At 73.1% G+C, this 22,553-nt stretch carries 22 protein-coding genes; all 22 read left to right on the top strand.

What is annotated here, in order from left to right; translation table 11 throughout:
* The first annotated feature begins 1 nt into the window (after position 1).
* Positions 2-811: an ABC transporter permease gene (locus D7I47_RS13135; protein ID WP_120763477.1), complete on the top strand. Its 810-nt coding sequence runs from the start codon at positions 2-4 to the stop codon at positions 809-811.
* 80 nt (positions 812-891) lie between these two features.
* On the top strand, positions 892-1,443 hold the full coding sequence (gene pyrR / locus D7I47_RS13130; protein ID WP_120763476.1) for a bifunctional pyr operon transcriptional regulator/uracil phosphoribosyltransferase PyrR: 552 nt from the start codon (positions 892-894) through the stop codon (positions 1,441-1,443).
* Positions 1,440-2,399: an aspartate carbamoyltransferase catalytic subunit gene (locus tag D7I47_RS13125; protein WP_120763475.1), complete on the top strand. Its 960-nt coding sequence runs from the start codon at positions 1,440-1,442 to the stop codon at positions 2,397-2,399. The genes pyrR and D7I47_RS13125 overlap by 4 nt, the downstream gene beginning before the upstream one ends.
* Positions 2,396-3,706, top strand: a complete 1,311-nt coding sequence (locus D7I47_RS13120) for a dihydroorotase (RefSeq protein WP_120763474.1) — start codon at positions 2,396-2,398, stop codon at positions 3,704-3,706. The genes D7I47_RS13125 and D7I47_RS13120 overlap by 4 nt, the downstream gene beginning before the upstream one ends.
* The gene (locus D7I47_RS13115) at positions 3,699-4,238 is read left to right on the top strand and encodes a PH-like domain-containing protein (RefSeq protein WP_120763473.1); all 540 of its coding nucleotides are present in this window, start codon (positions 3,699-3,701) and stop codon (positions 4,236-4,238) included. The genes D7I47_RS13120 and D7I47_RS13115 overlap by 8 nt, the downstream gene beginning before the upstream one ends.
* The gene (gene carA, locus D7I47_RS13110; RefSeq protein WP_120763472.1) at positions 4,235-5,377 is read left to right on the top strand and encodes a glutamine-hydrolyzing carbamoyl-phosphate synthase small subunit; all 1,143 of its coding nucleotides are present in this window, start codon (positions 4,235-4,237) and stop codon (positions 5,375-5,377) included. Before D7I47_RS13115 ends, carA begins: the two co-directional genes overlap by 4 nt.
* Positions 5,378-8,677 carry a carbamoyl-phosphate synthase large subunit gene (gene carB, locus D7I47_RS13105; protein WP_120763471.1) on the top strand — a complete coding sequence of 1,100 codons (3,300 nt, stop codon included), beginning with the start codon at positions 5,378-5,380 and terminating at the stop codon, positions 8,675-8,677.
* Positions 8,674-9,492, top strand: a complete 819-nt coding sequence (gene pyrF, locus D7I47_RS13100; protein WP_120763470.1) for an orotidine-5'-phosphate decarboxylase — start codon at positions 8,674-8,676, stop codon at positions 9,490-9,492. Before carB ends, pyrF begins: the two co-directional genes overlap by 4 nt.
* Positions 9,493-9,494: 2 nt before the next feature.
* Positions 9,495-10,400 (top strand): guanylate kinase, encoded by a 906-nt coding sequence (gene gmk / locus D7I47_RS13095; protein ID WP_120763984.1) that lies wholly within the window; start codon positions 9,495-9,497, stop codon positions 10,398-10,400.
* A gap of 10 nt (positions 10,401-10,410) precedes the next feature.
* The gene (gene rpoZ, locus D7I47_RS13090) at positions 10,411-10,665 is read left to right on the top strand and encodes a DNA-directed RNA polymerase subunit omega (RefSeq protein WP_120763469.1); all 255 of its coding nucleotides are present in this window, start codon (positions 10,411-10,413) and stop codon (positions 10,663-10,665) included.
* Between the two features lie 18 nt (positions 10,666-10,683).
* Positions 10,684-11,874: a bifunctional phosphopantothenoylcysteine decarboxylase/phosphopantothenate--cysteine ligase CoaBC gene (gene coaBC, locus D7I47_RS13085; protein WP_120763468.1), complete on the top strand. Its 1,191-nt coding sequence runs from the start codon at positions 10,684-10,686 to the stop codon at positions 11,872-11,874.
* A 46-nt stretch (positions 11,875-11,920) separates the two neighbouring features.
* Positions 11,921-13,117, top strand: a complete 1,197-nt coding sequence (gene metK, locus D7I47_RS13080) for a methionine adenosyltransferase (protein ID WP_227000677.1) — start codon at positions 11,921-11,923, stop codon at positions 13,115-13,117.
* 2 nt (positions 13,118-13,119) lie between these two features.
* Entirely contained in the window at positions 13,120-15,093 is a 1,974-nt protein-coding gene (locus tag D7I47_RS13075; protein WP_120763466.1) for a primosomal protein N' family DNA-binding protein, read from the top strand.
* A gap of 93 nt (positions 15,094-15,186) precedes the next feature.
* Positions 15,187-16,104, top strand: a complete 918-nt coding sequence (gene fmt / locus D7I47_RS13070; RefSeq protein ID WP_120763465.1) for a methionyl-tRNA formyltransferase — start codon at positions 15,187-15,189, stop codon at positions 16,102-16,104.
* On the top strand, positions 16,101-17,477 hold the full coding sequence (locus D7I47_RS13065) for an RsmB/NOP family class I SAM-dependent RNA methyltransferase (protein ID WP_120763464.1): 1,377 nt from the start codon (positions 16,101-16,103) through the stop codon (positions 17,475-17,477). The genes fmt and D7I47_RS13065 overlap by 4 nt, the downstream gene beginning before the upstream one ends.
* The gene (rpe, locus tag D7I47_RS13060; protein ID WP_120763463.1) at positions 17,474-18,145 is read left to right on the top strand and encodes a ribulose-phosphate 3-epimerase; all 672 of its coding nucleotides are present in this window, start codon (positions 17,474-17,476) and stop codon (positions 18,143-18,145) included. Before D7I47_RS13065 ends, rpe begins: the two co-directional genes overlap by 4 nt.
* A 9-nt stretch (positions 18,146-18,154) precedes the next feature.
* Positions 18,155-18,523, top strand: a complete 369-nt coding sequence (locus D7I47_RS13055) for an FKBP-type peptidyl-prolyl cis-trans isomerase (protein WP_120763462.1) — start codon at positions 18,155-18,157, stop codon at positions 18,521-18,523.
* Between the two features lie 217 nt (positions 18,524-18,740).
* Complete coding sequence (locus tag D7I47_RS13050) at positions 18,741-19,004, top strand: phosphoribosyl-ATP diphosphatase (RefSeq protein ID WP_120763461.1); 264 nt, start codon at positions 18,741-18,743, stop codon at positions 19,002-19,004.
* A gap of 45 nt (positions 19,005-19,049) precedes the next feature.
* Positions 19,050-19,889 (top strand): ATP phosphoribosyltransferase, encoded by an 840-nt coding sequence (gene hisG / locus D7I47_RS13045; RefSeq protein ID WP_120763460.1) that lies wholly within the window; start codon positions 19,050-19,052, stop codon positions 19,887-19,889.
* A complete protein-coding gene (gene hisF / locus D7I47_RS13040) occupies positions 19,889-20,650 on the top strand; it encodes an imidazole glycerol phosphate synthase subunit HisF (protein ID WP_120763459.1) in 762 nt (253 codons plus the stop codon). The genes hisG and hisF overlap by 1 nt, the downstream gene beginning before the upstream one ends.
* A complete protein-coding gene (gene hisI / locus D7I47_RS13035; protein WP_120763458.1) occupies positions 20,647-21,024 on the top strand; it encodes a phosphoribosyl-AMP cyclohydrolase in 378 nt (125 codons plus the stop codon). The genes hisF and hisI overlap by 4 nt, the downstream gene beginning before the upstream one ends.
* Entirely contained in the window at positions 21,021-22,553 is a 1,533-nt protein-coding gene (locus D7I47_RS13030; protein WP_120763457.1) for an anthranilate synthase component I, read from the top strand. The genes hisI and D7I47_RS13030 overlap by 4 nt, the downstream gene beginning before the upstream one ends.

Genomic DNA, 22,553 nt, shown 5'->3' with positions numbered 1-22,553 from the left:
GATGGCGACCGCCGTACTCACCGCGCCAGGCGGCACGGAGCCGCCCGTGCGGAGGAGGCGGCGGTCGCCGTGGCGCTGGGCGCTCGGCGCGATCATCCCGATCGTGCTGGTGGCGCTCTGGTGGGCCGCCTCCCATCAGGGCTGGGTACCCGCCTACAAGCTGCCGACGCCCGAGTCGGTCGTGCTGTCGGCGGTCGACCTGGCCGATCGCGGCGTGCTCTGGACGCACATCGGCATCTCGATCCAGCGCGTGCTGCTCGGTTTCGCGATCGGTGCCGTCGCGGGTCTCGCGCTCGGTTCGATCGTCGGCCTCTCACGCCTCGCGGACGGCCTGCTCGCGCCCACCATCGGCGCCGCGCGTGCGGTGCCCTCGCTCGCCTGGGTGCCGCTGCTCGTGCTCTACATGCAGTACGGCGAGAACTCGAAGGTCACCCTCGTGGCGATCGGCGCGCTCTTCCCCGTCTACACGACCGTCGCGGGTGCGCTGCGGCACGTCGACCCGCACCTCGTGGAGCTCGGCCGCGCCTACGGCTACAGCGGTGTGCGGCTGCTCACGACCGTGCAGCTGCCCGCCGTCATCCCCGCGATCGTCTCGGGCCTGCGGCTCGCTCTCGCCCAGGCGTGGCTGTTCCTCGTCGCCGCGGAGCTGCTCGGCTCGACGATGGGTCTCGGCTTCCTGCTCATCGAGTCGCAGAACAACGGCCGCCTCGATCGGCTGTTCCTCGCGATCGTCGTGCTCGCCGTGCTCGGCAAGGTCACCGACGCCCTGGTGGGCGTGCTCGAGCGGTTCCTGCTCAAGCGCTGGGGCTGAGCCCGGGCGCCACCTGCTAGCATCGTCACGATCGACGACCACCTTTAAGTCCGTCCCGAGAGGCGGGGAAGGAGGTCAGGATGACTGCACGCACCGTCCTGCAGGAAGCTGACATCACGCGCGCTCTGACGCGCATCTCCCACGAGATCCTCGAGTCCAATCGCGGCGGCTCGGATCTCGTCCTCCTCGGCATTCCGACTCGGGGGGTGCTGCTCGCCGAGCGGATCGCCGCCGTGCTCGCCCGGCTCGAGCCGGGCGCGGGCGTCGTGGGCGCGCTCGACGTGACGATGTACCGCGACGACCTGGACCGGCATCCGACCCGCACCCCGAGCCCGACGCGGCTGCCCGCGGGCGGCATCGACGGCAAGACGGTCGTGCTCGTCGACGACGTGCTCTACTCGGGCCGCACGATCCGCGCGGCGCTCGACGCGATCGGCGACCTCGGCCGCCCGCGCGCGGTGCGGCTCGCGGTGCTCGTCGACCGCGGTCACCGCGAGCTGCCGATCCGCGCGGATTTCGTGGGCAAGAACCTGCCGACTGCGGTCGCGGAGCGCATCTACGTGCGGCTGCGCGAGACCGACGGCGAGGACGCCGTCGCGATCGAGTCCGACCCCGAGGGGACGCGCGCATGAGGCACCTGCTGTCGACGGTCGGACTCGCCCGCGACGAGGCGCTCGGCATCCTCGACCTCGCCGAGGACATGGCCGAGGTCGCGACCCGCGCCGTCCCGAAACTCCCGACCCTGCGCGGACGCACGGTCGCCAACCTCTTCTTCGAGGACTCGACCCGCACGCGGCTCAGCTTCGAGGCGGCCGCGAAACGGCTCTCGGCGGACGTCATCACCTTCAGTGCGAAGGGCTCGAGCGTCTCGAAGGGGGAGAGCCTCAAGGACACCGCCCAGACGATCGCGGCGATGGGCATCGACGCGGTCGTGCTGCGGCACTCGGCCTCGGGTGCCGCCGAGGTGCTCGCCGGATCCGGCTGGATCGACGCCGCCGTCGTCAACGCCGGCGACGGCACCCACCAGCACCCCACCCAGGGGCTGCTCGACGCCTACACCCTGCGCAAGACGCTGCACGGCGACGCCTCGCGCGGCCGCGACCTCGACGGCGTGCGGGTCGCCATCGTGGGCGACATCCTGCACTCGCGGGTCGCGCGGTCGAACGTGTGGCTGCTCACGACGCTCGGCGCCGAGGTGACCCTCGTCGCCCCCCGCACCCTGCTGCCGACGGGCGTCGACGCCTGGCCCGTGCGGGTCGGCACCGACCTCGACGCGGCGATCGCGGAGGCGCCGGACGCCGTCATGATGCTGCGGGTGCAGCAGGAGCGCATGCACGCGGCGTTCTTCCCGCACGAGCGCGAGTACGCGAACGAGTGGGGCCTCGACGACGCACGGCTCGCCCGACTCGCGGCGGATACGATTGTCATGCACCCCGGGCCCATGAACCGCGGGCTCGAGATCTCGGCACGCGCCGCGGACTCGCCCCGGTCGGTCATCCTCGATCAGGTCACCAACGGGGTGTCGATACGGATGGCGGTGCTCTACCTCGTGCTCTCAGGTTCCGACCCGCGGGAGGTCGCGGAATGACCTCGATCCTCATCCGCGGAGCGCAGCTCCCCGACGGCGCGGGCACCGACCTCCTGGTGGAGGACGGTCGGATCGCCGAACGCGGTCCCTCGCTCTCCGCCGCCGGCGCGACCGTGATCGACGCCGACGGGCTGCTCGCCCTGCCGGGCCTCGTCGACCTGCACACGCACCTGCGCGAGCCGGGCTTCGAGCAGAGCGAGACGGTGCTCACGGGCACCCGCGCCGCGGCCTCCGGCGGCTTCACCGCGGTGTTCGCGATGGCCAACACCTCGCCCGTCGCCGACACGGCGGGCGTCGTCGAGCAGGTCGCCTCGCTCGGCGCGGAGCACGGCTACGCGACCGTCCGCCCGATCGGCGCCGTGACGGTCGGCCTCGCGGGGGAGCGGCTCTCCGAGATCGGCGCGATGGCCCGCTCGCGCGCCGGGGTGCGGGTCTTCAGCGACGACGGCAAGTGCGTGCACGACGCCCTGCTCATGCGCCGCGCGCTCGAGTACGTGGCGACCTTCGACGGCGTCATCGCCCAGCACGCCCAGGAGCCGCGGCTCACCGAGGGCGCCCAGATGAACGAGGGCGCGCTCAGCTCGGAGCTCGGCCTCGCCGGCTGGCCCGCGGTCGCCGAGGAGGCGATCATCGCCCGCGACGTGCTGCTCGCGGATGCCGTGGGCGCCCGGCTGCACGTCTGCCACGTCTCGACGGCGGGCAGCGTCGAGATCGTGCGCTGGGCGAAGGCGCGCGGCATCCGGGTGACCGCGGAGGTCACCCCCCATCACCTGCTGCTCACCGAGGAGCTCGCGCGCGGCTACGACGCCCGCTTCAAGGTCAACCCGCCGCTGCGCCGCGACGAGGATGTGCACGCCCTGCGAGCGGCCCTCGCCGACGGCACGATCGACATCGTCGCGACCGACCACGCGCCGCACCCGATCGAGACGAAGGAGTGCGCCTGGCAGGAGGCCTCCTTCGGCATGGTGGGGCTCGAATCCGCGCTCTCGGTCGTGCAGGCCGCGATGGTCGACACGGGGCTCATCGGCTGGGCGGATGTCGCGCGCGTGCTCTCGCGGACGCCCGCCGAGATCGGCCGCCTCGCCGGCTACGACGCCCCGTTCGAGGTGGGCGCGCCGGCGCACCTCACGCTCGTCGACCCCACCGCGACCCGCGTGTTCGGGCTCGCCGAGCTGCACGGCAAGGGCGTCAACTCGCCGTACCTCGGCCGCGAGCTGCCCGGGCGGGTCGTCGCGACCCTGCACGGGGGAGTGCCGACGGTGCTCGACGGCGTGCTCCGCGAGGCGGAGGAGGTCGCCCGTGGCTGACAAGTTCTGGCCCGTGCTGGTCATCGCGCTGCTGCTCGCCATCGCGGTCGGCTTCATGCTGCTCGGCTGGCGCAACCGCCGCCGCCGGCAGTCCGCGCTCGACGTGGTGGCCGTGCCGCCGGCCGAGATCGGTGAGGAGCTGGGGAGCGAGCGCGTGCTGTACTCGGCGACGACGCTCGCCGAGCAGCCGCTCGAGCGCATCGTGGTCGGCGGGCTCGGATTCCGCGCCCGCGGTCTCATGCGGATCGCGCGCGGCGGCGTCGTGCTCGACCTCGCCGGCACGGCGCCCGCCTTCATCCCGCTCGCCGACATCCGCGGGGTGGGGCTCGCGTCCTGGACCATCGACAAGGGCGTCGACGAGGACGGCCTCGTCTTCGTGCGCTGGGAGCTGGCGGGCACCCTCGTCGACAGCTACTTCCGCGCCGACGACCCCGACCGCCTGCTGGCGGTCCTCACCGAGCTCTCGCCGAGCGCCGCGGCCGCCGCGCGCACGGCGCACCCCGACACCCCTCAGGAAGAGGCCCCCGCATGATCGACACCGACCCCGCCGTGCTCGTGCTCGAGGACGGCACCCGGTACACCGGGCGCGCCTACGGCGCCCGCGGCCGCACCCTCGGGGAGGCGGTCTTCGCGACCGGCATGACCGGCTACCAGGAGACCCTCACCGACCCGAGCTACGCGGGCCAGATCGTCGTCATGACGGCTCCGCACATCGGCAACACGGGCGTCAACCAGGAGGATCCGGAGTCGCGGCGCATCTGGGTCTCCGGGTACGTCGTGCGCGACCCCTCCCGCGTCGTGTCGAACTTCCGGGCGACGGGCAGCCTCGACGCCGACCTCGGCGAGAACGGCGTGGTCGGCATCAGCGGCATCGACACCCGGGCCGTGACCCGCCGCCTGCGCGACGCCGGGTCCATGCGGGCGGGCATCTTCTCCGGCCCGGATGCCGCGCTCGGCGCCGAGGAGCAGCTCGAGATCGTGCGCTCCGGCGCGTCGATGGCGGGCCTCAACCTCTCGGCGCAGGTCTCGGTCGCCGCAGCCACGGTGACCCCCGCGCGCGGCGAGCGGCTCGGCAACCTCGCCGTGCTCGACCTGGGCGTCAAGCAGGCCACGATCGACAACCTCGCCGACCGCGGTTTCGAGGTGCACGTGCTCCCGCAGGACGTCACCCTCGAGGGCATCCTCGCCATCGACCCGGTCGCGGTGTTCTACTCCAACGGCCCGGGCGACCCGGCGGCCTCCGGCGACCACGTCGAGCTGCTGCAGGGGGTGCTGCGGGAGGGGCTGCCGTTCTTCGGCATCTGCTTCGGCAACCAGCTGCTCGGCCGCGCCCTCGGCCTCGGCACCTACAAGCTGCCGTTCGGCCACCGCGGCATCAACCAGCCCGTGCTCGACAAGGCCACCGGCCGGGTCGAGATCACCGCCCACAACCACGGCTTCGCCGTCGACGCCCCGCTCGAGGGCGTCATCGAGAGCCCGGCCGGCTTCGGGCGGCTCGAGGTGAGCCACGTGGGCCTCAACGACAACGTCGTGGAGGGGCTGCGCGCCCTCGACATCCCCGCCTTCTCGGTGCAGTACCACCCCGAGGCGGCGGCCGGTCCGCACGACGCCAACTACCTGTTCGACCGTTTCCGCGACATGGTCGCGGCCGACCTCGCGAAGAAGAACTAAGTGCCCAAGAGAGCCGACATCCAGAGCGTCCTCGTCATCGGGTCCGGCCCGATCGTCATCGGGCAGGCCGCCGAGTTCGACTACTCCGGCACGCAGGCCTGCCGGGTGCTGCGCGCCGAGGGGGTGCGGGTGATCCTCGTGAACCCCAACCCCGCGACGATCATGACCGACCCCGACTTCGCCGACGCGACCTACATCGAGCCGATCACGAACGAGATCCTCGAGGCGATCATCGCGAAGGAGCGCCCGGATGCCGTGCTGCCGACGCTCGGCGGCCAGACCGCGCTCAACGCGGCCATAGCGCTCGACGAGGCCGGCATCCTCGAGAAGTACGGCGTGGAGCTCATCGGCGCGAAGGTCGACGCCATCAAGAAGGGCGAGGACCGCCAGATCTTCAAGGACCTCGTGATCGAGGCCGGTGCCGACGTCGCGAGGTCCTACATCGTGCACACCCTCGACGAGGCGATCACGGCGGCCGACGACCTCGGCTACCCGCTCGTCGTGCGCCCGTCGTTCACGATGGGCGGCCTCGGCTCCGGCTTCGCCCACGACCGCGCCGAGCTCGAGCGCATGGTCTCCGACGGTCTGCACCAGTCGCCCACCACCGAGGTGCTCCTCGAGGAGTCCATCCTCGGCTGGAAGGAGTACGAGCTCGAGCTCATGCGCGACACCTCCGACAACACGGTCGTCGTCTGCTCGATCGAGAACGTCGACCCGGTCGGCGTGCACACGGGCGACTCGATCACGGTCGCGCCCGCGCTCACCCTCACCGACCGCGAGTACCAGCGGCTGCGCGACATCGGCATCGACATCATCCGCGCGGTCGGCGTCGACACGGGCGGCTGCAACATCCAGTTCGCGGTCGAGCCGACCACGGGGCGCGTCATCGTCATCGAGATGAACCCGCGCGTCTCGCGCTCCTCGGCGCTCGCCTCGAAGGCCACGGGCTTCCCGATCGCGAAGATCGCCGCGAAGCTCGCGATCGGCTACCGCCTCGACGAGATCCCCAACGACATCACGAAGGTCACCCCGGCCTCCTTCGAGCCGACCCTCGACTACATCGTCGTCAAGGTGCCCCGCTTCGCCTTCGAGAAGTTCCCCTCGGCGGATGCCACCCTCACGACCACCATGAAGTCGGTCGGCGAGGCGATGGCGATCGGCCGCAACTACACGACCGCCCTGCAGAAGGCGCTGCGCTCGCTCGAGAAGCGCGGTTCGAGCTTCCACTGGGACACCCACCTGGCGCCCAAGGGCGAGCTGATCAAGCTCGCGAAGACGCCCACCGACGGTCGCATCGTCACGGTGCAGCAGGCGCTGCGCGCCGGCGCGACGGTCGAGGAGTTGTATGCCGCGACCGGCATCGATCCCTGGTTCCTCGACCAGATCGTGCTCGTCAACGAGGTCGCCGACGAGATCGCGAGCCTGCGCCCGCTCGACGAGGCGCTCTTCCGCCTCGCGAAGGACCACGGCTTCTCCGACGCCCAGATCGCCCAGCTGCGCGGCCTCGAGGAGCAGCAGGTGCGCAACCTCCGCTGGCAGCTCGGCGTCCGGCCCGTCTACAAGACGGTCGACACCTGCGCGGGCGAGTTCCCGGCCCTCACCCCGTACCACTACTCGAGCTACGACCTCGAGACCGAGGTCGCTCCGAGCGACAAGCGCAAGGTGGTCATCCTGGGCTCCGGCCCGAACCGCATTGGACAGGGCGTCGAGTTCGACTACTCCTGCGTGCACGCGAGCTTCGCGCTGCACGACGCCGGGTTCGAGACGATCATGATCAACTGCAACCCGGAGACCGTGTCGACCGACTACGACACGAGCGACCGGCTCTACTTCGAGCCCCTCACCCTCGAGGACGTGCTCGAGGTCGTGCACGCGGAGTCGCAGTCGGGCGAGCTCGTGGGCGTCATCGTGCAGCTCGGCGGCCAGACCGCCCTCGGTCTCGCGAAGGGCCTCGAGGCGGCGGGGGTGCCGATCCTCGGCACGAGCCCCGGCGCGATCGACCTCGCGGAGGAGCGCGGACTGTTCTCCGGCATCCTCGACCGCGCGGGACTCATCTCGCCGCGCAACGGCACCGCCACCGACGCGCCGAGCGCCGTCGCCGTCGCCGAGGCGATCGGCTACCCGGTGCTCGTGCGTCCCAGCTTCGTGCTCGGCGGACGCGGCATGGAGATCGTCTACGACACCCCGAGCCTCGAGGACTACTTCGACCGGGTGCGCGACCAGGCCATCATCGGCCCGGGCTCGCCGCTGCTCGTCGACCGCTTCCTCGACGACGCCCTGGAGATCGACATCGACGCCCTCTACGACGGCGAGCGCCTGTACGTCGGCGGCATCATGGAGCACATCGAGGAGGCCGGTGTGCACTCGGGCGACTCCGCCTGCACTCTGCCGCCCGTCACGCTCGGCCGCGACGTGCTCGACCGGGTCGTCGACGCGACGCGCAAGATCGCCGAGGGCATCGGCGTCAACGGCCTGCTCAACGTGCAGTTCGCGATCGGCGCGGGCGTGCTCTACGTGCTCGAGGCGAACCCGCGTGCCTCGCGGACGGTGCCGTTCGTCTCGAAGGCGCTCGGCATCCCGCTCGCCAAGGCGGCCTCGCTCGTCATGGTGGGCCGCTCGATCGACGAGCTCGTGGGCGACGGCCTGCTGCCCGAGCACGACGGCTCGCGCGTGCCGCTCGACTCGCCCGTCTCGGTCAAGGAGGCGGTGCTGCCGTTCAAGCGCTTCCGCACCCGCGACGGCCACGTCGTCGACTCGGTGCTCGGGCCGGAGATGCGCTCGACCGGCGAGGTCATGGGCATCGACGCCGACTTCCCGCGCGCCTTCGCGAAGAGCCAGGACGCGGCCTACGGCGGGCTGCCCGACTCCGGCACCGTGTTCGTGTCGGTCGCCGACCGCGACAAGCGCGCCGTCGTGCTGCCGGTGCTGCGCCTGCAGCAGCTCGGCTTCGACATCGTCGCGACCGAGGGCACCGCCGAGGTGCTCGCGCGCAACGGCATCCGGGCCACCACGGTGCGCAAGTACTCGATGGGGCAGGGCGGCATCGAGGGCACGGTCGTCGACCTCATCAACACGGGGCGCATCGACGTGGTCATCAACACCCCGAGCGGCCGCAGCGCGCGCGCCGACGGGGTCGAGATCCGCACGGCGACCGTCGCGGCCGACAAGCCGCTGTTCACGACGATCGCGCAGCTCGGCGCCGCCGTCGGCTCGCTCGAGGCGCGCGGCTCCGAGGTGCGGGTGCGCAGCCTCCAGGACTACGCGACCGATCGCGCGGCCCGGGCGGGAGTCGCCGGATGACGGACGGATTCGGCGCCCGGCTCGCGGAGGTCGTCGCTCGACGAGGGCCCCTGTGCGTCGGCATCGATCCGCACGCGCCGCTGCTGGCGGCGTGGGGTCTCGGCGACGATGCCGCGGGGGTGCGCGAGTTCGGCCTCCGGGTGATCGACGCCGCGGCGTCGCGCATCGGCATCGTCAAGCCGCAGATCTCCTTCTTCGAGCGGCACGGCTCGGCGGGCTACGCGGTGCTCGAGGAGCTGCTCGCCGCGGCCCGTGCCGCGGGCCTGCTCGTCATCGCCGACGTCAAGCGGGGCGACGTCGGCTCGACCGTCGACGCCTACGGCGAGGCGTGGCTCACGCCCGGCACGCCGCTCGAGGCGGATGCCATGACGGCCGTCGCCTACCAGGGCTTCGGCTCGCTCGACGGCGTGCTCGCGCGCGCGGCCGCGGCCGGCAAGGGCGTGTTCGTGCTCGCGGCGACCTCCAACCCGGAGAGCGCGGAGGTGCAGACCCTGCGCACGGCATCCGGCGAGACCATCGCCGCCCGCATGGTCGCCCACGCGGCCGAGCACGGCGGGAACGTGGGCGTCGTGGTCGGCGGCACGGTCGAGCTCGCGGCCGTCGGCATCGACCCGGATGCGCTGCGGGCCGTGCCGGTGCTCGGTCCCGGCTTCGGGGTGCAGGGCGCCCGCCTCGCCGATGCCCCGGCGACCTTCGGCGCGGCGATCGGTTCGCTGCTGCCGAGCGTGTCGCGTTCGGTGCTCGGCGCCGGTCCCGACGGCATCGGCTCGGCGATCGACGCCGCGGTCGCGGAGGTGGCATCGTGGCAGAGGTGACGATGCCCGAGGTCGACCGGGTCGCCGCCTCCCGTGCGGCGATCGCCGCACGGCGCGCCCGCGCCGCCGTGAAGGAGGCCGTGCGCCGCCGTGAGCGCCGGCCGCTCGAGATCGCGGAGGCGGCCTGGGCCGACCCGAGCACGCCGGAGGGCAGCCTCCGCGTGCGCGAGCTGCTCACGAGCATCCCGGGGATCGGACCGAGCCGCGTCGCCCGCATCATGGAGGAGCTCGGGATCGCCGACGCCAAGCGCGTCGGAGGCCTCGGCGCCCGGCAGCGGGTGCGCCTGCGCGACTGGCTCGCCGCGCGCGACGTCGGCCCGCTGCGCGCCGCCGGGCGACTCGTCGTGCTCGCGGGGCCGACCGCGGTCGGCAAGGGCACCGTCTCGGCCCACATCCGCGACAACTACCCCGAGGTGCTGCTGAGCGTCTCCGCGACGACACGGCCGCCGCGTCCCGGCGAGGTCGACGGCCGCCACTACTACTTCGTCTCGGACGAGCAGTTCGACGCCATGATCGAGGGCAACGACTTCCTCGAGTACGCGACGGTGCACAACGCCTCCCGCTACGGCACCCCGCGTCCGCCCATCGAGGCGGCCCTCGCCGAGGGGCGCAGCGTCCTCCTCGAGATCGACCTGCAGGGTGCCCGGGCGGTGCGGGAGGCGATGCCGGATGCGCTGCTCGTCTTCCTGCTGCCGCCCAGCTGGGAGGAGCTCGTGCGCCGACTGACCGGCCGCGGCACCGAATCGGCGGCCGAGCAGGCCCGTCGGCTGGAGACCGCGAAGGTCGAGCTCGCGGCCCAGCACGAGTTCGATGTGCGCGTCGTGAACCACGACGTCGGACGCGCGGCCCGCGAGGTCGTAGAATTGCTGGCAGTGCCCGGAACCGATTCCGCGCGCACGCGAACGTGAGGAGAGCCGCATGGCCGACAACAAGGGCATCATCGACCCGCCCATCGACGAACTGCTGTCGAAGGTCGACTCGAAGTACCAGCTGGTGATCTTCGCCTCCAAGCGCGCCCGCCAGATCAACGACTACTACGCCGACCTGCACGAGGGCTCGCTCTTCGACAACGTCGGACCGCTCGTCGATTCGACGATCGACGACAAGCCCCTGTCGGTCGCGCTCCACGAGATCAACGAGGACAAGCTCGTCCTCACCCCGCTCGCCGAGTAAGCCCGACCCCCTCCGCGCATGAGCGATCCGCTGCGCGTCGTCGTCGGCATCTCCGGCGGCATCGCGGCCTACAAGGCCGTCGGTGTCGTGCGCGAGTTCGTGCTGCGCGGCCACGACGTGCACGTCGTGGCGACGGAGGCCGCGCTGCGGTTCGTGGGCCGGCCGACGCTGGAGGCGATCAGCCGCAACCCGGTCGAGACCGAGCTGTTCGACGGCGTCGCGGAGGTGCGGCATGTCGCGCTCGGCCAGTCGGCCGACCTCGTGGTCGTGGCCCCGGCGACCGCGAACACCCTCGCGAAGCTCGCGGCGGGGCTCGCCGACGACCTGCTCGGCACCACGATCCTCGCCTCCACGGCACCCCTCGTCGTCGCGCCCGCGATGCACACCGAGATGTGGGCCAACGCGGCGACGCGTGCCAACGTGGCGACGCTCGTCGCGCGGGGCGTGCACGTCGTAGGCCCGGCATCCGGGCAGCTCACCGGATCCGACAGCGGACCGGGGCGCATGTCGGAACCCGCCGACATCGTCGACGCCGCCCTCGCGGCGCTGCGGCCCCGCGACCTGGCGGGACGCCGCGTCGTCGTGACGGCGGGCGGCACGCGCGAACCGCTCGACCCCGTGCGCTTCATCGGCAACCGCTCGAGCGGGCGCCAGGGGGTCGCGATCGCGGAGGCGGCCGCCGCGCGTGGCGCTTCCGTGCTGCTCATCGCGGCGCATCTCGAGGTGCCGGCACCCTCGGGCGTCGAACTGCGCGAGGTCGGCACGGCGCTCGAGCTGCGCGACGCCGTGCTCGAGGCCGCCGCGGGCGCGGATGCCGTCGTGATGGCCGCCGCGGTGGCCGACTACCGGCCCGAGCACGTGGCCGAGACCAAGATCAAGAAGGAGACCCAGGGCGACGAGCTCGCCCTGCGGCTCGTGCGCAACCCCGACATCCTCGCCGAGGTCTCCGCCGCGCCCCGCGACGGCCGCACGATCGTCGGCTTCGCCGCGGAGACGGAGCCCGACGACGATCGGCTGCTGGAGCTCGGCCGCGCCAAGGCCGCCCGGAAGGGCGCCGACTATCTGGTCCTCAACAGGGTCGGCTGGAGCGAGGGTTTCGCCACGGAGGGCAACAGCGTCGTCATCGTGTCGAGGGGCGGCGATATAGTGACCCGGGCGAGCGGCTCCAAACGCGAGGTCGCCGATGCGATCCTCGACCTCGTGGTCTGAGCCGCACCTCCACCCCTTCGACGACATCGACCGAAACAGGCTGTCCGTGAGCTCCTCCCTGCGTCTCTTCACCTCCGAATCCGTCACCGAGGGTCACCCCGACAAGCTGTGCGACCAGGTGAGCGACTCGATCCTGGACGCGCTGCTCACGGTCGACCCGCACGCGCGGGTCGCGGTGGAGACGCTCGTGACGACCGGCCTCGTGCACGTCGCGGGCGAGGTGTCGACGACCGGCTACGTCGAGATTCCCGCGATCGTGCGCAAGCGCATCACCGACATCGGCTACGACTCCTCCGACGTCTGGTTCGACGGGCGCTCCTGCGGGGTCTCGGTGTCGATCGGCGGGCAGTCGCCCGACATCGCGCAGGGCGTCGACGACGCCTTCGAGACGCGCGAGGGCACGAGCCTCGACGACCTCGACAAGCAGGGGGCGGGCGATCAGGGCATCATGTTCGGCTACGCCACGCGCGAGACCCCCGAGCTCATGCCGCTGCCCATCTGGCTCGCCCACCGACTCGCCGAGCGGCTCTCGGAGGTGCGCCACCGCGGCGAGGTGGACTACCTGCGACCCGACGGCAAGACCCAGGTGACCGTCGGCTACGAGGGCGCCGTGCCGCGCACCATCGAGACGATCGTCATGTCGGCCCAGCACTCGCCGAAGGTCGGCAACGAGCAGTTGCGCTCGGAGCTCTTCGAGCTCGTCGTGCGGCCCGTGCTCGAGCGCGTCGACCTGCCGTGGGAGCAGGCGAACCGCTTCATCAACCCCACCGGGCGCTTCGAGATCGGCGGCCCCCAGGGCGACGCCGGGCTCACGGGTCGCAAGATCATCGTCGACACCTACGGGGGCGCGTCCCGCCACGGCGGCGGCGCCTTCTCCGGCAAGGACCCCTCCAAGGTCGACCGTTCGGCCGCCTACGCGATGCGCTGGGTGGCCAAGAACGCGGTCGCCGCGGGCCTCGCCGATCGGCTCGAGGTGCAGATCGCGTACGCGATCGGCAAGGCGGCCCCGGTTGGGCTCTACGTCGAGACCTTCGGCACCGGGGCCGTGTCCGACGCGGTCATCACCGACGCCATCCGCGAGGTGTTCGACCTGCGTCCGGCCGCCATCATCCGCGACCTCGACCTACTGCGTCCGATCTACGCGCAGACCGCCGCCTACGGCCACTTCGGCCGCGAGCTTCCCGACTTCACGTGGGAGCGGCTCGACCGCGTCGACGAGCTGCGCAGCGCCGCCGGGCTCTGACGGTGCCTCCCGTCGAGCCGACGATCGCGCGGGTCATCCTCGACACCCCGCTGCCGCAGCTCGACCGCCTGCTCGACTACCGCATCCCGGCGGGTATGGAGGGCGTCGTGCCCGGCGTGCGCGTCAGCGTGCCGCTGCGCACCGCGAACCGGATGACGCAGGGCTTCGTCGTCGAGCTCGCGACCCAGCAGGAGCATCCGGGCCCGCTCTCGGACCTCGAGGCCGTGGTGTCGAGTGCGGAGGTGCTGCGCCCCGAGGTGTGGCGGCTCGTGCGCGCGGTCGCGGACCGAGCGGCCGGGTCGGCGATCGACGTGCTGCGACTCGCGATCCCGAAGCGCCAGGTGCGGGTCGAGAAGGCGTGGCTGGCGGCGCGGGCGGCGGGCCGCGCCGAGCCGCCGCCGCTCGAGCGCGAGGCGCCCGTCGTGCCCGGCTACGCGACCGGGGAGGTCGACGCCCTGCTCGCGGGCGGGCGGGCCGCCCTCGAGGTCGACCCGGGCGTCGAGCGCGCGGGGGAGGTCTGGGTGGGTCGCTGGGCGCTCGCCCTCGCCGCCCTCGCCGCGCGCACCGTGACCCGGGGGGCGAGCGCCATCCTCGTTGCGCCCGACCACCGCGACATCCGCCAGCTGGAGGCGGCCCTCGGCGAACTGCTGCCCGCGGATCGCATCGTGCGCTTCGACGCGGGGCAGCCCGACGCCGACCGCTACCGCGGGATGCTGCGCGCGATGGGGGAGGAGCCGGTCGTCGTGCTGGGCGGCCGCTCCGCCGTGTACGCACCGGCCTCCCGGCTCGGACTCCTCGCGGTCTGGAACGACGGCGACCCGCTGCTCGCCGAGCCGTTGACCCCCTACGTGCACGCCCGGGACGCGGCCCTCATCCGCCAGGAGCAGCAGGGCGGCGCGCTCGTGTTCGCGGGGCACACCCGCACGACCGAGGTGGAACGGCTCGCGGAGCTCGGCTGGCTCTCGCGGCTCGCGCCCGAGCGGCCGCGCCGCGCGCGGGTCGTCTCGACGGCGAACGCGGCGGGGGCACCCGACGACGCCCACGCCCGCATCCCCGGGATCGCCTGGCGGGAGGCCGCCGCCGCGGTCGCGACGGGCCCGGTGCTCGTGCAGGTGGCACGCCCCGGATACTCGCCGGGCCTGCGCTGTGCCGAGTGCGGCACGGCGGCGCGCTGCCGACGCTGCGGCGGCCCGCTGCGGCAGCAGCGCGCGGGCGGGGCGCCGAGCTGTCTGTGGTGCGGGGTCGAGGAGACCCACTGGCGGTGCACCGAGTGCGGCTCCTCGCGGCTCACGCGCGTCGGGGCGGGCAGCACCCGCACCGCGGAGGAGCTCGGGCGGGCGTTCCCGGGGGCGCGCGTCGTCGTGGCCGACGGCGAGCGCCGCGTGCTCGAGGTCGACGAGCGTCCTGCGCTCGTGGTGGCGACGCGCGGCGCGGAGCCGGTCGCGGCGGGCGGCTACCGCGCCGTGCTGCTGCTCGACGGCGAGCGGATGGTGGCGCGCGAGACCCTGCGCATCGCCGAGGACTGCCTGCGCTGGTGGTCGGATGCGGCCGCCCTCGCGGCGGACGGCGCGCCCGTCATGCTCGTCGGAGTCGGGGGCCGCCTCGCGACGGCGCTCTCCACGGGCAACGTCGGCGCCTTCGCGCGTGCCGAGCTCGCGGACCGTCGCGCCCTCGGCTTCCCGCCGGCCGCGCGCGTCGCGACGCTCGAGGGTCTGCCCGACGCGGTCGCCGCCGCCCGTCGTGCGCTGCCCCCCGAGGCGGCCGTGCTCGCCGAACGCGTGGCCGACGGCCGGGCCCGTGCCATCATCCGCTTCGACTACGCCCACGGTGCCGAGGTGGCCCGGGCCGTGCGCGGCGAGATCGTGCGCCAGGCCGCGACGCGCCGCAAACCGATTCCGGGCGCCGCGCGCCCCGGCCGTGCCCCCCTCCCGCTGCGTGCCCGCTTCGACGATCCCGAGCCCTTCGACGAGCTCTGACCTCGACGTCCCCGAAAGTACGTACTTTTGGGCCCGCTGACGGCGTGTCGGCCCCAAAAGGACGTACTTTCGCGGACAGGGCAGGATGGGGGGATGCGCCTGATCTTCGCGGGGAGCCCCGCCGCCGCCGTGCCGAGCCTGCGGGCGCTGCTCGACTCGCGCCACGAGGTGGTCGCGGTGGTGACACGGGAGGACGCACCACAGGGGCGCAAGCGCGTGCTCACGCCGACGCCCGTCGCCGAGCTCGCGGAGGAGGCGGGCATCCGGGTCATCAAGGCCAACCGGCTCGCGACCGTCACGGCTGAGCTGCTCGCCCTCGAGGCGGACCTCGGCGTCGTGGTGGCCTACGGGGGCCTCATCCGCGAACCCGTGCTGAGCGCCCCGCGGCACGGCTGGATCAACCTGCACTTCTCGCTGCTGCCGCGCTGGCGGGGCGCCGCTCCCGTGCAGCGCGCCGTCATGGCGGGCGACGCCGAGACGGGCGCCGCCGTCTTCCAGCTCGTGGAGGAGCTGGACGCCGGCCCCGTGTTCGCGATGGAGCGCGCCACCGTCGGACGCGTGCAGACCGCCGGCCACCTGCTCGAAGCGCTGAGCGTCTCCGGCGCCCGCCTGCTCGTGGGCGTCGTCGACGCGATCGAGGACGGCACCGCCACCGCGATCCCGCAGGAGGGCGAGGTGACGCTCGCGCCGAAGCTCACCCTCGACGACGGCCGCATCGACTGGACGCTGCCCGTCGCCCGTGTCGACGCGCTCATCCGCGGGGTGACCCCCGAGCCGGGCGCGACGACCCTCCTCGACGGGGAGCGCTTCAAGATCCACGAGGCCGCGATCGCCCACGGCGCCGCGCAGCTGCCACCGGGAGCCCTGGCGCAGCGCGGCAAGGCGGTGCACGTGGGAACGGGCGACGAGCCGCTCGAGCTGCGAACCGTGCAGCCGGCCGGCAAGCGCGCCATGCCCGCCGCCGACTGGTGGCGCGGACGCCCCGCCGGCGCCACCTCGGTGTTCGGATGAGCCGCATCCAGCCCGCGCGGCGGGTGGCCGCCGAGGTGCTCGCGGCGGTGCGTGAGAGCGACGCCTACGCGAACCTGCTGCTGCCCGCGCGCATCCGGGAGGCGCAGCTGAACCCCGCCGACGCCGGCTTCGCGACCGAGCTGGTCTACGGCACGTTGCGCATGCAGGGCTACTACGACCGCGTGCTCGAGCTGGCGGCCCGCCGTCCCGCGGGCCGTATCGACCCGCCCGTGCTCGACGTGCTGCGGCTCGGGGCGCACCAGCTGCTGGGGATGCGGGTGGCCGCGCACGCGGTGCTCGACGAGTCGGTCGAGCTCGTGCGCCGCGCGCGCAAGTCCTCGGCCGCGGGATTCGTGAACGGCGTGCTGCGGACGGTGAGCCGCGAGACCCCCGAATCCTGGCGCGAGCGGGCGGTCGCGGGGCTCTCGGGATCGGCGCGCCTCGCGGTCGCATCCTCGCATCCGGAGTGGGTCGTCGACGCGCTGCGCGACGCCCTCGCGCTCGAGGGGGCGGAGGGCGAGCTCGAGGCGTTGCTCGCGGCCGACAACGACGCCCCGCGGGTGGCGCTCGTCGCGCTCCCCGGTCTCGCGGATGCCACCCGGCTCGAGGCGGAGGGCCTCGCCCCGGGCGAGGTGTCGCCGCTCGCCGTGCGCTCGGGCGGCGGCGACCCGGCCCGGCTGCCCGAGGTGGCCGCCGGTCGCGTGCGCGTGCAGGACGAGGGCTCCCAGCTCGCGGCGCTCGCGCTCAGCCGCGCCCGGCCGATCGCGGCGGGGGAGCGCTGGCTCGACCTCTGCGCCGGCCCCGGCGGCAAGGCGGCGCTGTTGGCCGCGGAGGCGGCCGCCGCGGGTGCGCACCTCGTGGCGAACGAGCTCGTGCCGGCGCGTGCGGGCCTCGTCCGCAACGCCGTGCGCGTCTTCGGCGACGGTGCGGACGCGCCCGAGGTGGTCGAGGGCGACGGGCGACGCTTCGGGGAGGCGGGGGAGCGCTTCGACCGCATCCTGCTCGACGCGCCGTGCACGGGCCTCGGGGCACTCCGCCGTCGGCCCGAGGCGCGCTGGCGCAAGTCGCCCGACGACCTCGCCGCCCTCGTCGCGCTGCAGGCGCAACTGCTCGACGCGGCCGTCGCGGCCCTCGCGCCGGGGGGTGTGCTCGCCTACGTGACCTGCTCGCCGCATCCGGCCGAGACGCGCGAGCAGGTGCGGGCCGCGCTCGCGCGGCACCCGGAGCTGCGCACCCTCGACACCCCGGCCGCGCTCGAGCGCGTCGCGCGGCGTTCGCTCGGGCTGCCGGCGGCCGACTCGGCGCAGTTGTGGCCGCATCGCCACGGGACCGACGCGATGTTCGTGCAACTGCTCACTAGGGTCGAAGCGTGAGTTCCGGACCCCGCATCCAGCCGAGCATCCTCGCCGCCGACTGGGCGAACATCCAGCACGAGGTCGAGCGCATCCACGCGGCCGACGGGGTGCACGTCGACGTCATGGACAACCACTTCGTGCCGAACCTCACCTTCGGCCCGCAGATGGTCGAGGCCGTGCAGCGCGTCTCCCCGATCCCGCTCGACGTGCACCTCATGATCTCGGATGCCGACCGCTGGGCGCCCGGCTACGCGGAGCTCGGCGTGTTCTCCGTCACCTTCCACGCCGAGGCGAGCCTCGACCCGGCGGCCCTGGCCCGGCGCATCCGCGGGATCGGCGCGCGCGCCTCGCTCGCCCTCAAGCCCGGCACCGCCGTCGAGCCGTACCTCGAGCTGCTGCCCGAGTTCGACCAGGTGCTCGTGATGACGGTCGAGCCCGGCTTCGGCGGGCAGAGCTTCATGGCCGACATGATGCCGAAGCTGCGCGCCCTGCGTGCGGCCGCGGAGCGCCACGGCATCGACCTCTGGCTGCAGGTCGACGGCGGCATCGCCCTCGACACCATCGGCATCGCGGCCGAGGCGGGCGCCGACACCTTCGTCGCCGGCTCCTCGGTCTACGGCGCCGCCGACGTGGACGCCGCGATCGCGGGCCTGCGCGAGGCGGCATCCGCCGCGCACGCGCACTAGCCTGGACGCATGAGCGACAAGACCAAGCCCGAGATCGACTTCATCGAGGGCCCCGCGCCCACCGAGCTCGTCATCACCGACCTCGAGGTCGGCGACGGCGCGGAGGCCACCCCCGGCGCGACCGTCGACGTGCACTACGTGGGCGTCGACTTCGAGACGGGCGAGCAGTTCGACGCCAGCTGGGATCGCGGCGCCTCGATCCAGTTCCCGCTCGCCGGGCTCATCAAGGGCTGGCAGGACGGCATCCCGGGCATGAAGGTCGGCGGACGCCGCCAGCTCGTCGTTCCGCCCGCGCAGGCCTACGGCCCCGCCGGTTCCGGTCACCGCCTCGGCGGCCGCACCCTCGTCTTCGTGATCGACCTCCTCGGCGTCCGCTAGCCACCCCGCGCTTTCCGCAACTCAGGAGAAGAAGCCCGGAGGCGTCGGTTCGCCGCTGCATCCGGGCTTCTTCCTGAGTTGCGGGAACTCCGGGTTCCGCAACTCAGGAGATTCGGCCGCCTCGCGGCCGGGTGGGCATGGATGTCCGCCGTTTCCTGAGTTGCGGATGAGGTCGGATGCGTCGGACGCCACCCCCGCGGCCCGGTAACCTAGCCGGGTGAAGACCTTCGACGCCCTCTTCGAGGAGCTCAGCGCCAAGGCCGTCGCGCGACCCGAGGGCTCGCGCACCGTCCAGGAGCTCGACGCGGGCGTGCACGCGATCGGCAAGAAGATCGTCGAGGAGGCCGCCGAGGTGTGGATGGCCGCCGAGTACCAGTCCGACGCCGAGACGGCGGAGGAGATCTCGCAGCTGCTCTACCACCTGCAGGTGCTCATGCTCGCGAAGGGTCTGACCCTCGAGGACGTCGAACGACATCTGTGAACCGCCATCCCCGCCGATGACCGTTCACACACAGAAAGCACAGACATGCTGAGAATCGCCGTGCCCAACAAGGGCACGCTGTCGGAGACCGCCACCTCGATGCTCCACGAGGCCGGCTACGCCACGCGCCGCGACCCGAAGGAGCTCATCGTCGCGGACCCGCGCAACGACGTCGAGTTCTTCTACCTGCGTCCCCGCGACATCGCCACCTACGTCGGCTCCGGCGCCCTCGACGTGGGCATCACGGGCCGCGACCTGCTGCTCGACTCGCACTCCGCCGCCCTCGAGATCGACGCGCTCGACTTCGGTGCCTCCACGTTCCGCTTCGCGGGTCCGATCGGCCGCTACCAGACCCTGCAGGACCTGCAGGGTGTGCGCGTCGCGACGAGCTACGACGCCCTGGTGCGCGACTTCCTCGAGGCCGAGGGTGTCACCGCCACGGTCGTGCGCCTCGACGGCGCGGTCGAGTCGGCCGTCCGGCTCGGGGTCGCGGATGCCGTGGCCGACGTCGTCGAGACGGGCAGCACCCTGAAGAAGCAGGGGCTCGAGATCTTCGGCCCCGTCATCCTCGAGTCGAGCGCCGTGCTCATCGCCGCGCGCGAGGAGGTGCCGGGTCTCGAGACGCTGCGCCGCCGCATCCAGGGCGTCATCGTCGCCCACCAGTACGTGCTCATCGACTACGACCTGCCCGCGGAGCTCATCGAGCAGGCCTCGGCGATCACGCCGGGCCTCGAGTCGCCGACGGTGTCGCCGCTGCGCGACACCGGCTGGGTGGCGGTGCGCGTCATGGTGCCGCGCACCGAGATGAACCACGTCATGGACGAGCTCTACGCGATCGGCGCCCGCGCGATCCTGGTGAGCGCCATCCACGCCGCGAGGATCTGATGAGCGTCGTCGTCCGCGTCATCCCCTGTCTCGACGTGGCCGCCGGCCGCGTCGTCAAGGGCGTGAACTTCCAGGGGCTGCGCGACGCCGGGGACCCCGTCGAGCTCGCCGCGAAGTACTTCGAGCAGGGGGCCGACGAGATCACCTTCCTCGACGTCACCGCGACGGTCGAGGACCGCTCCACGATGTACGACACCGTCACCGCGACCGCCGAGCAGGTGTTCATCCCGCTCACGGTGGGCGGTGGCGTGCGTTCGACGGAGGATGTGGCCCGCCTGCTCGGGCACGGCGCCGACAAGGTGGGCGTCAACTCGGCCGCCCTCGCGCGCCCCGAGCTGATCGACGAGATCGCCGACCGCTTCGGCGCACAGGTGTGCGTGCTGTCGCTCGACGTCAAGCGCACCGACCGCACCGCCTCCGGTTTCGTCGTGACGACGCACGGCGGCCGCACGGAGACCGACCGCGACGCCCTCGACTGGGCGCGCGAGGCGATCGAGCGGGGCGCCGGCGAGCTGCTCGTGAACTCGATCGACGCCGACGGCACCAAGGCGGGCTTCGATCTGGAGCTCGTCGCCGCGATGCGGGAGCTCTCGCGCGTGCCGGTCATCGCGAGCGGGGGAGCGGGCGCCGCGCGCGACTTCGCGCCCGCGGTCGAGGCGGGCGCGGATGCCGTGCTCGCCGCATCCGTGTTCCACAACGGCGAGCTGACCGTCGGCGACGTCAAGCACGCCCTCGGCGAGGCGGGGATCGAGGTCAGATGAGCACCGCGGACACCATCGACGACACCGTGGCACGGGCGCGTTTCGACGCGGACGGCCTGCTGCCGGCGATCATCCAGCAGCACGACACCCGCGAGGTGCTCATGCTCGGCTACATGGACGCCGAGGCGCTGCGCCGCACCCTCACCGAGGGGCGCGTGACGTTCTGGTCCCGCAGCCGCCAGGAGTACTGGCGCAAGGGCGACACCTCCGGCAACCGCCAGTACGTGAGGGCCGCCGCGCTCGACTGCGACGGCGATACGCTGCTGGTCCAGGTCGAGCAGCTCGGTCCCGCCTGCCACACGGGCGCGCACAGCTGCTTCGACGTCGACCCGCTCGACCCCGTCATCGGAGAATCCACGGAGAACGCCTCGTGACCACCACCACGCGCGCCGAGTTCGACGCCGCCGTCGCCGCCGGGCACCGGGTCGTGCCGGTGCTGCGCGAGCTCTTCGCCGACGGCGAGACGCCGGTGGGCGTCTACCGGAAGGTCGCGGACGGCAAGCCCGGCACCTTCCTGCTCGAGTCGGCCGAGCAGGGCGGCATCTGGTCGCGCTGGTCGTTCGTGGGTGCCGGCTCCCTCGGGGTGCTCACCCAGCTGCGGGACGACGACGGCGACCGCGCCGTCTGGCTCGACTACGGGCTGGATGCCGCCCGCGCGCTCGGCGCGGAGGCCCCGTCCGCGCCGCTCGAGGCTCTCGCCCGGCTCTACGACCGCTGGAGCACCCCGCCGCTGCCCGGTCATCCGCCGCTCACGGGCGGGCTGGTCGGCTTCATCGGCTGGGAGGCGGTGCGCCAGCTCGAGCACCTGCCCGAGGTGCCGCCCGCCGAGGTGCCGATCCCGGGTCAGGCGCTCGCCTTCGTCTCGGAGCTCGTGGCCCTCGACCACCGCACGGGCACCGCGACGCTCATCGCCGCCGTGCTCAACGACGGCGCGACGACCCCGGATGCCTCCTGGGCCGACGCGCAGGAGCGGCTCGACGCGCTGCAGCACGCGCTCGCCCAGCCGAGCGCCGCCCAGCTCGCGCAGGTGGATCTGACGGTGGCTCCCGAGCCGCGCGCGCGCATCGCCGCCGAGGCCTTCCAGGCCTCCGTGGTGCGCTCGAAGGACTTCATCCGCGACGGCGACGTCTTCCAGGTGGTCATCTCGCAGCGTTTCGACCACGAGCTCGCCGCCTCGCCGCTCGAGGTGTACCGCGTGCTGCGGGTGCTCAATCCGAGCCCGTACATGTACCTGCTGAGCCTCGAGACGCCCGCGGGCGAGCCGTACGCGATCGTCGGCAGCTCGCCCGAGGCCCTCGTCAAGGTGCAGCACGGGCGCGTCTTCACGCATCCGATCGCCGGATCCCGCCCCCGCGGCGAGACCCCGGAGCGCGACGTCGAACTCGCCGACGAGCTGCTCGCCGACCCGAAGGAGCAGGCCGAGCACCTCATGCTCGTCGACCTGGCGCGCAACGACCTGTCGCGCGTCTGCGCGGCCGGCACGGTCGAGGTGACCGAGTTCATGCAGGTCGAGCGGTTCAGCCACATCATGCACCTCGTCTCGAGCGTCGAGGGCGACCTGCGCGCGGATGCCACGGCGATCGACGCGTTCCGGGCCACCTTCCCCGCGGGCACGCTCTCGGGCGCTCCGAAGCCCCGCGCGCTCGAGATCATCGACGAGCTGGAGGTCGCCCAGCGCGGCCTCTACGGCGGCGTGGTGGGCTACTTCGACCTCGCGGGGGATGCCGACCTGGCGATCGCGATCCGCACCGCGACGCTCGTGGGCGACACGGCGTACGTGCAGGCGGGTGCCGGGCTCGTGGCCGACTCCGACCCGGCGAGCGAGCACCTGGAGGCCCAGAACAAGGCGGCCGCGCCCCTGCGCGCCGTGGCGATCGCGAACGCGATGCGCCGGATCGGCTAG

Source organism: Protaetiibacter intestinalis, from assembly GCF_003627075.1.
GTDB classification, from domain to species: Bacteria; Actinomycetota; Actinomycetes; order Actinomycetales; family Microbacteriaceae; genus Homoserinibacter; species Homoserinibacter intestinalis.
This window is presented reverse-complemented; position numbering and strand designations above follow the sequence as displayed.

What these genes read in the sequence shown, in the direction of transcription:
- D7I47_RS13135 (WP_120763477.1), top strand. Translation starts at nt 2, where the DNA reads ATGGCGACCGCCGTACTCACCGCGCCAGGCGGCACGGAGCCGCCCGTG.
- pyrR (WP_120763476.1), top strand. Translation starts at nt 892, where the DNA reads ATGACTGCACGCACCGTCCTGCAGGAAGCTGACATCACGCGCGCTCTG.
- D7I47_RS13125 (WP_120763475.1), top strand. Translation starts at nt 1,440, where the DNA reads ATGAGGCACCTGCTGTCGACGGTCGGACTCGCCCGCGACGAGGCGCTC.
- D7I47_RS13120 (WP_120763474.1), top strand. Translation starts at nt 2,396, where the DNA reads ATGACCTCGATCCTCATCCGCGGAGCGCAGCTCCCCGACGGCGCGGGC.
- carA (WP_120763472.1), top strand. Translation starts at nt 4,235, where the DNA reads ATGATCGACACCGACCCCGCCGTGCTCGTGCTCGAGGACGGCACCCGG.
- pyrF (WP_120763470.1), top strand. Translation starts at nt 8,674, where the DNA reads ATGACGGACGGATTCGGCGCCCGGCTCGCGGAGGTCGTCGCTCGACGA.
- gmk (WP_120763984.1), top strand. Translation starts at nt 9,495, where the DNA reads ATGCCCGAGGTCGACCGGGTCGCCGCCTCCCGTGCGGCGATCGCCGCA.
- rpoZ (WP_120763469.1), top strand. Translation starts at nt 10,411, where the DNA reads ATGGCCGACAACAAGGGCATCATCGACCCGCCCATCGACGAACTGCTG.
- coaBC (WP_120763468.1), top strand. Translation starts at nt 10,684, where the DNA reads ATGAGCGATCCGCTGCGCGTCGTCGTCGGCATCTCCGGCGGCATCGCG.
- fmt (WP_120763465.1), top strand. Translation starts at nt 15,187, where the DNA reads ATGCGCCTGATCTTCGCGGGGAGCCCCGCCGCCGCCGTGCCGAGCCTG.
- D7I47_RS13065 (WP_120763464.1), top strand. Translation starts at nt 16,101, where the DNA reads ATGAGCCGCATCCAGCCCGCGCGGCGGGTGGCCGCCGAGGTGCTCGCG.
- D7I47_RS13055 (WP_120763462.1), top strand. Translation starts at nt 18,155, where the DNA reads ATGAGCGACAAGACCAAGCCCGAGATCGACTTCATCGAGGGCCCCGCG.
- hisG (WP_120763460.1), top strand. Translation starts at nt 19,050, where the DNA reads ATGCTGAGAATCGCCGTGCCCAACAAGGGCACGCTGTCGGAGACCGCC.
- hisF (WP_120763459.1), top strand. Translation starts at nt 19,889, where the DNA reads ATGAGCGTCGTCGTCCGCGTCATCCCCTGTCTCGACGTGGCCGCCGGC.
- hisI (WP_120763458.1), top strand. Translation starts at nt 20,647, where the DNA reads ATGAGCACCGCGGACACCATCGACGACACCGTGGCACGGGCGCGTTTC.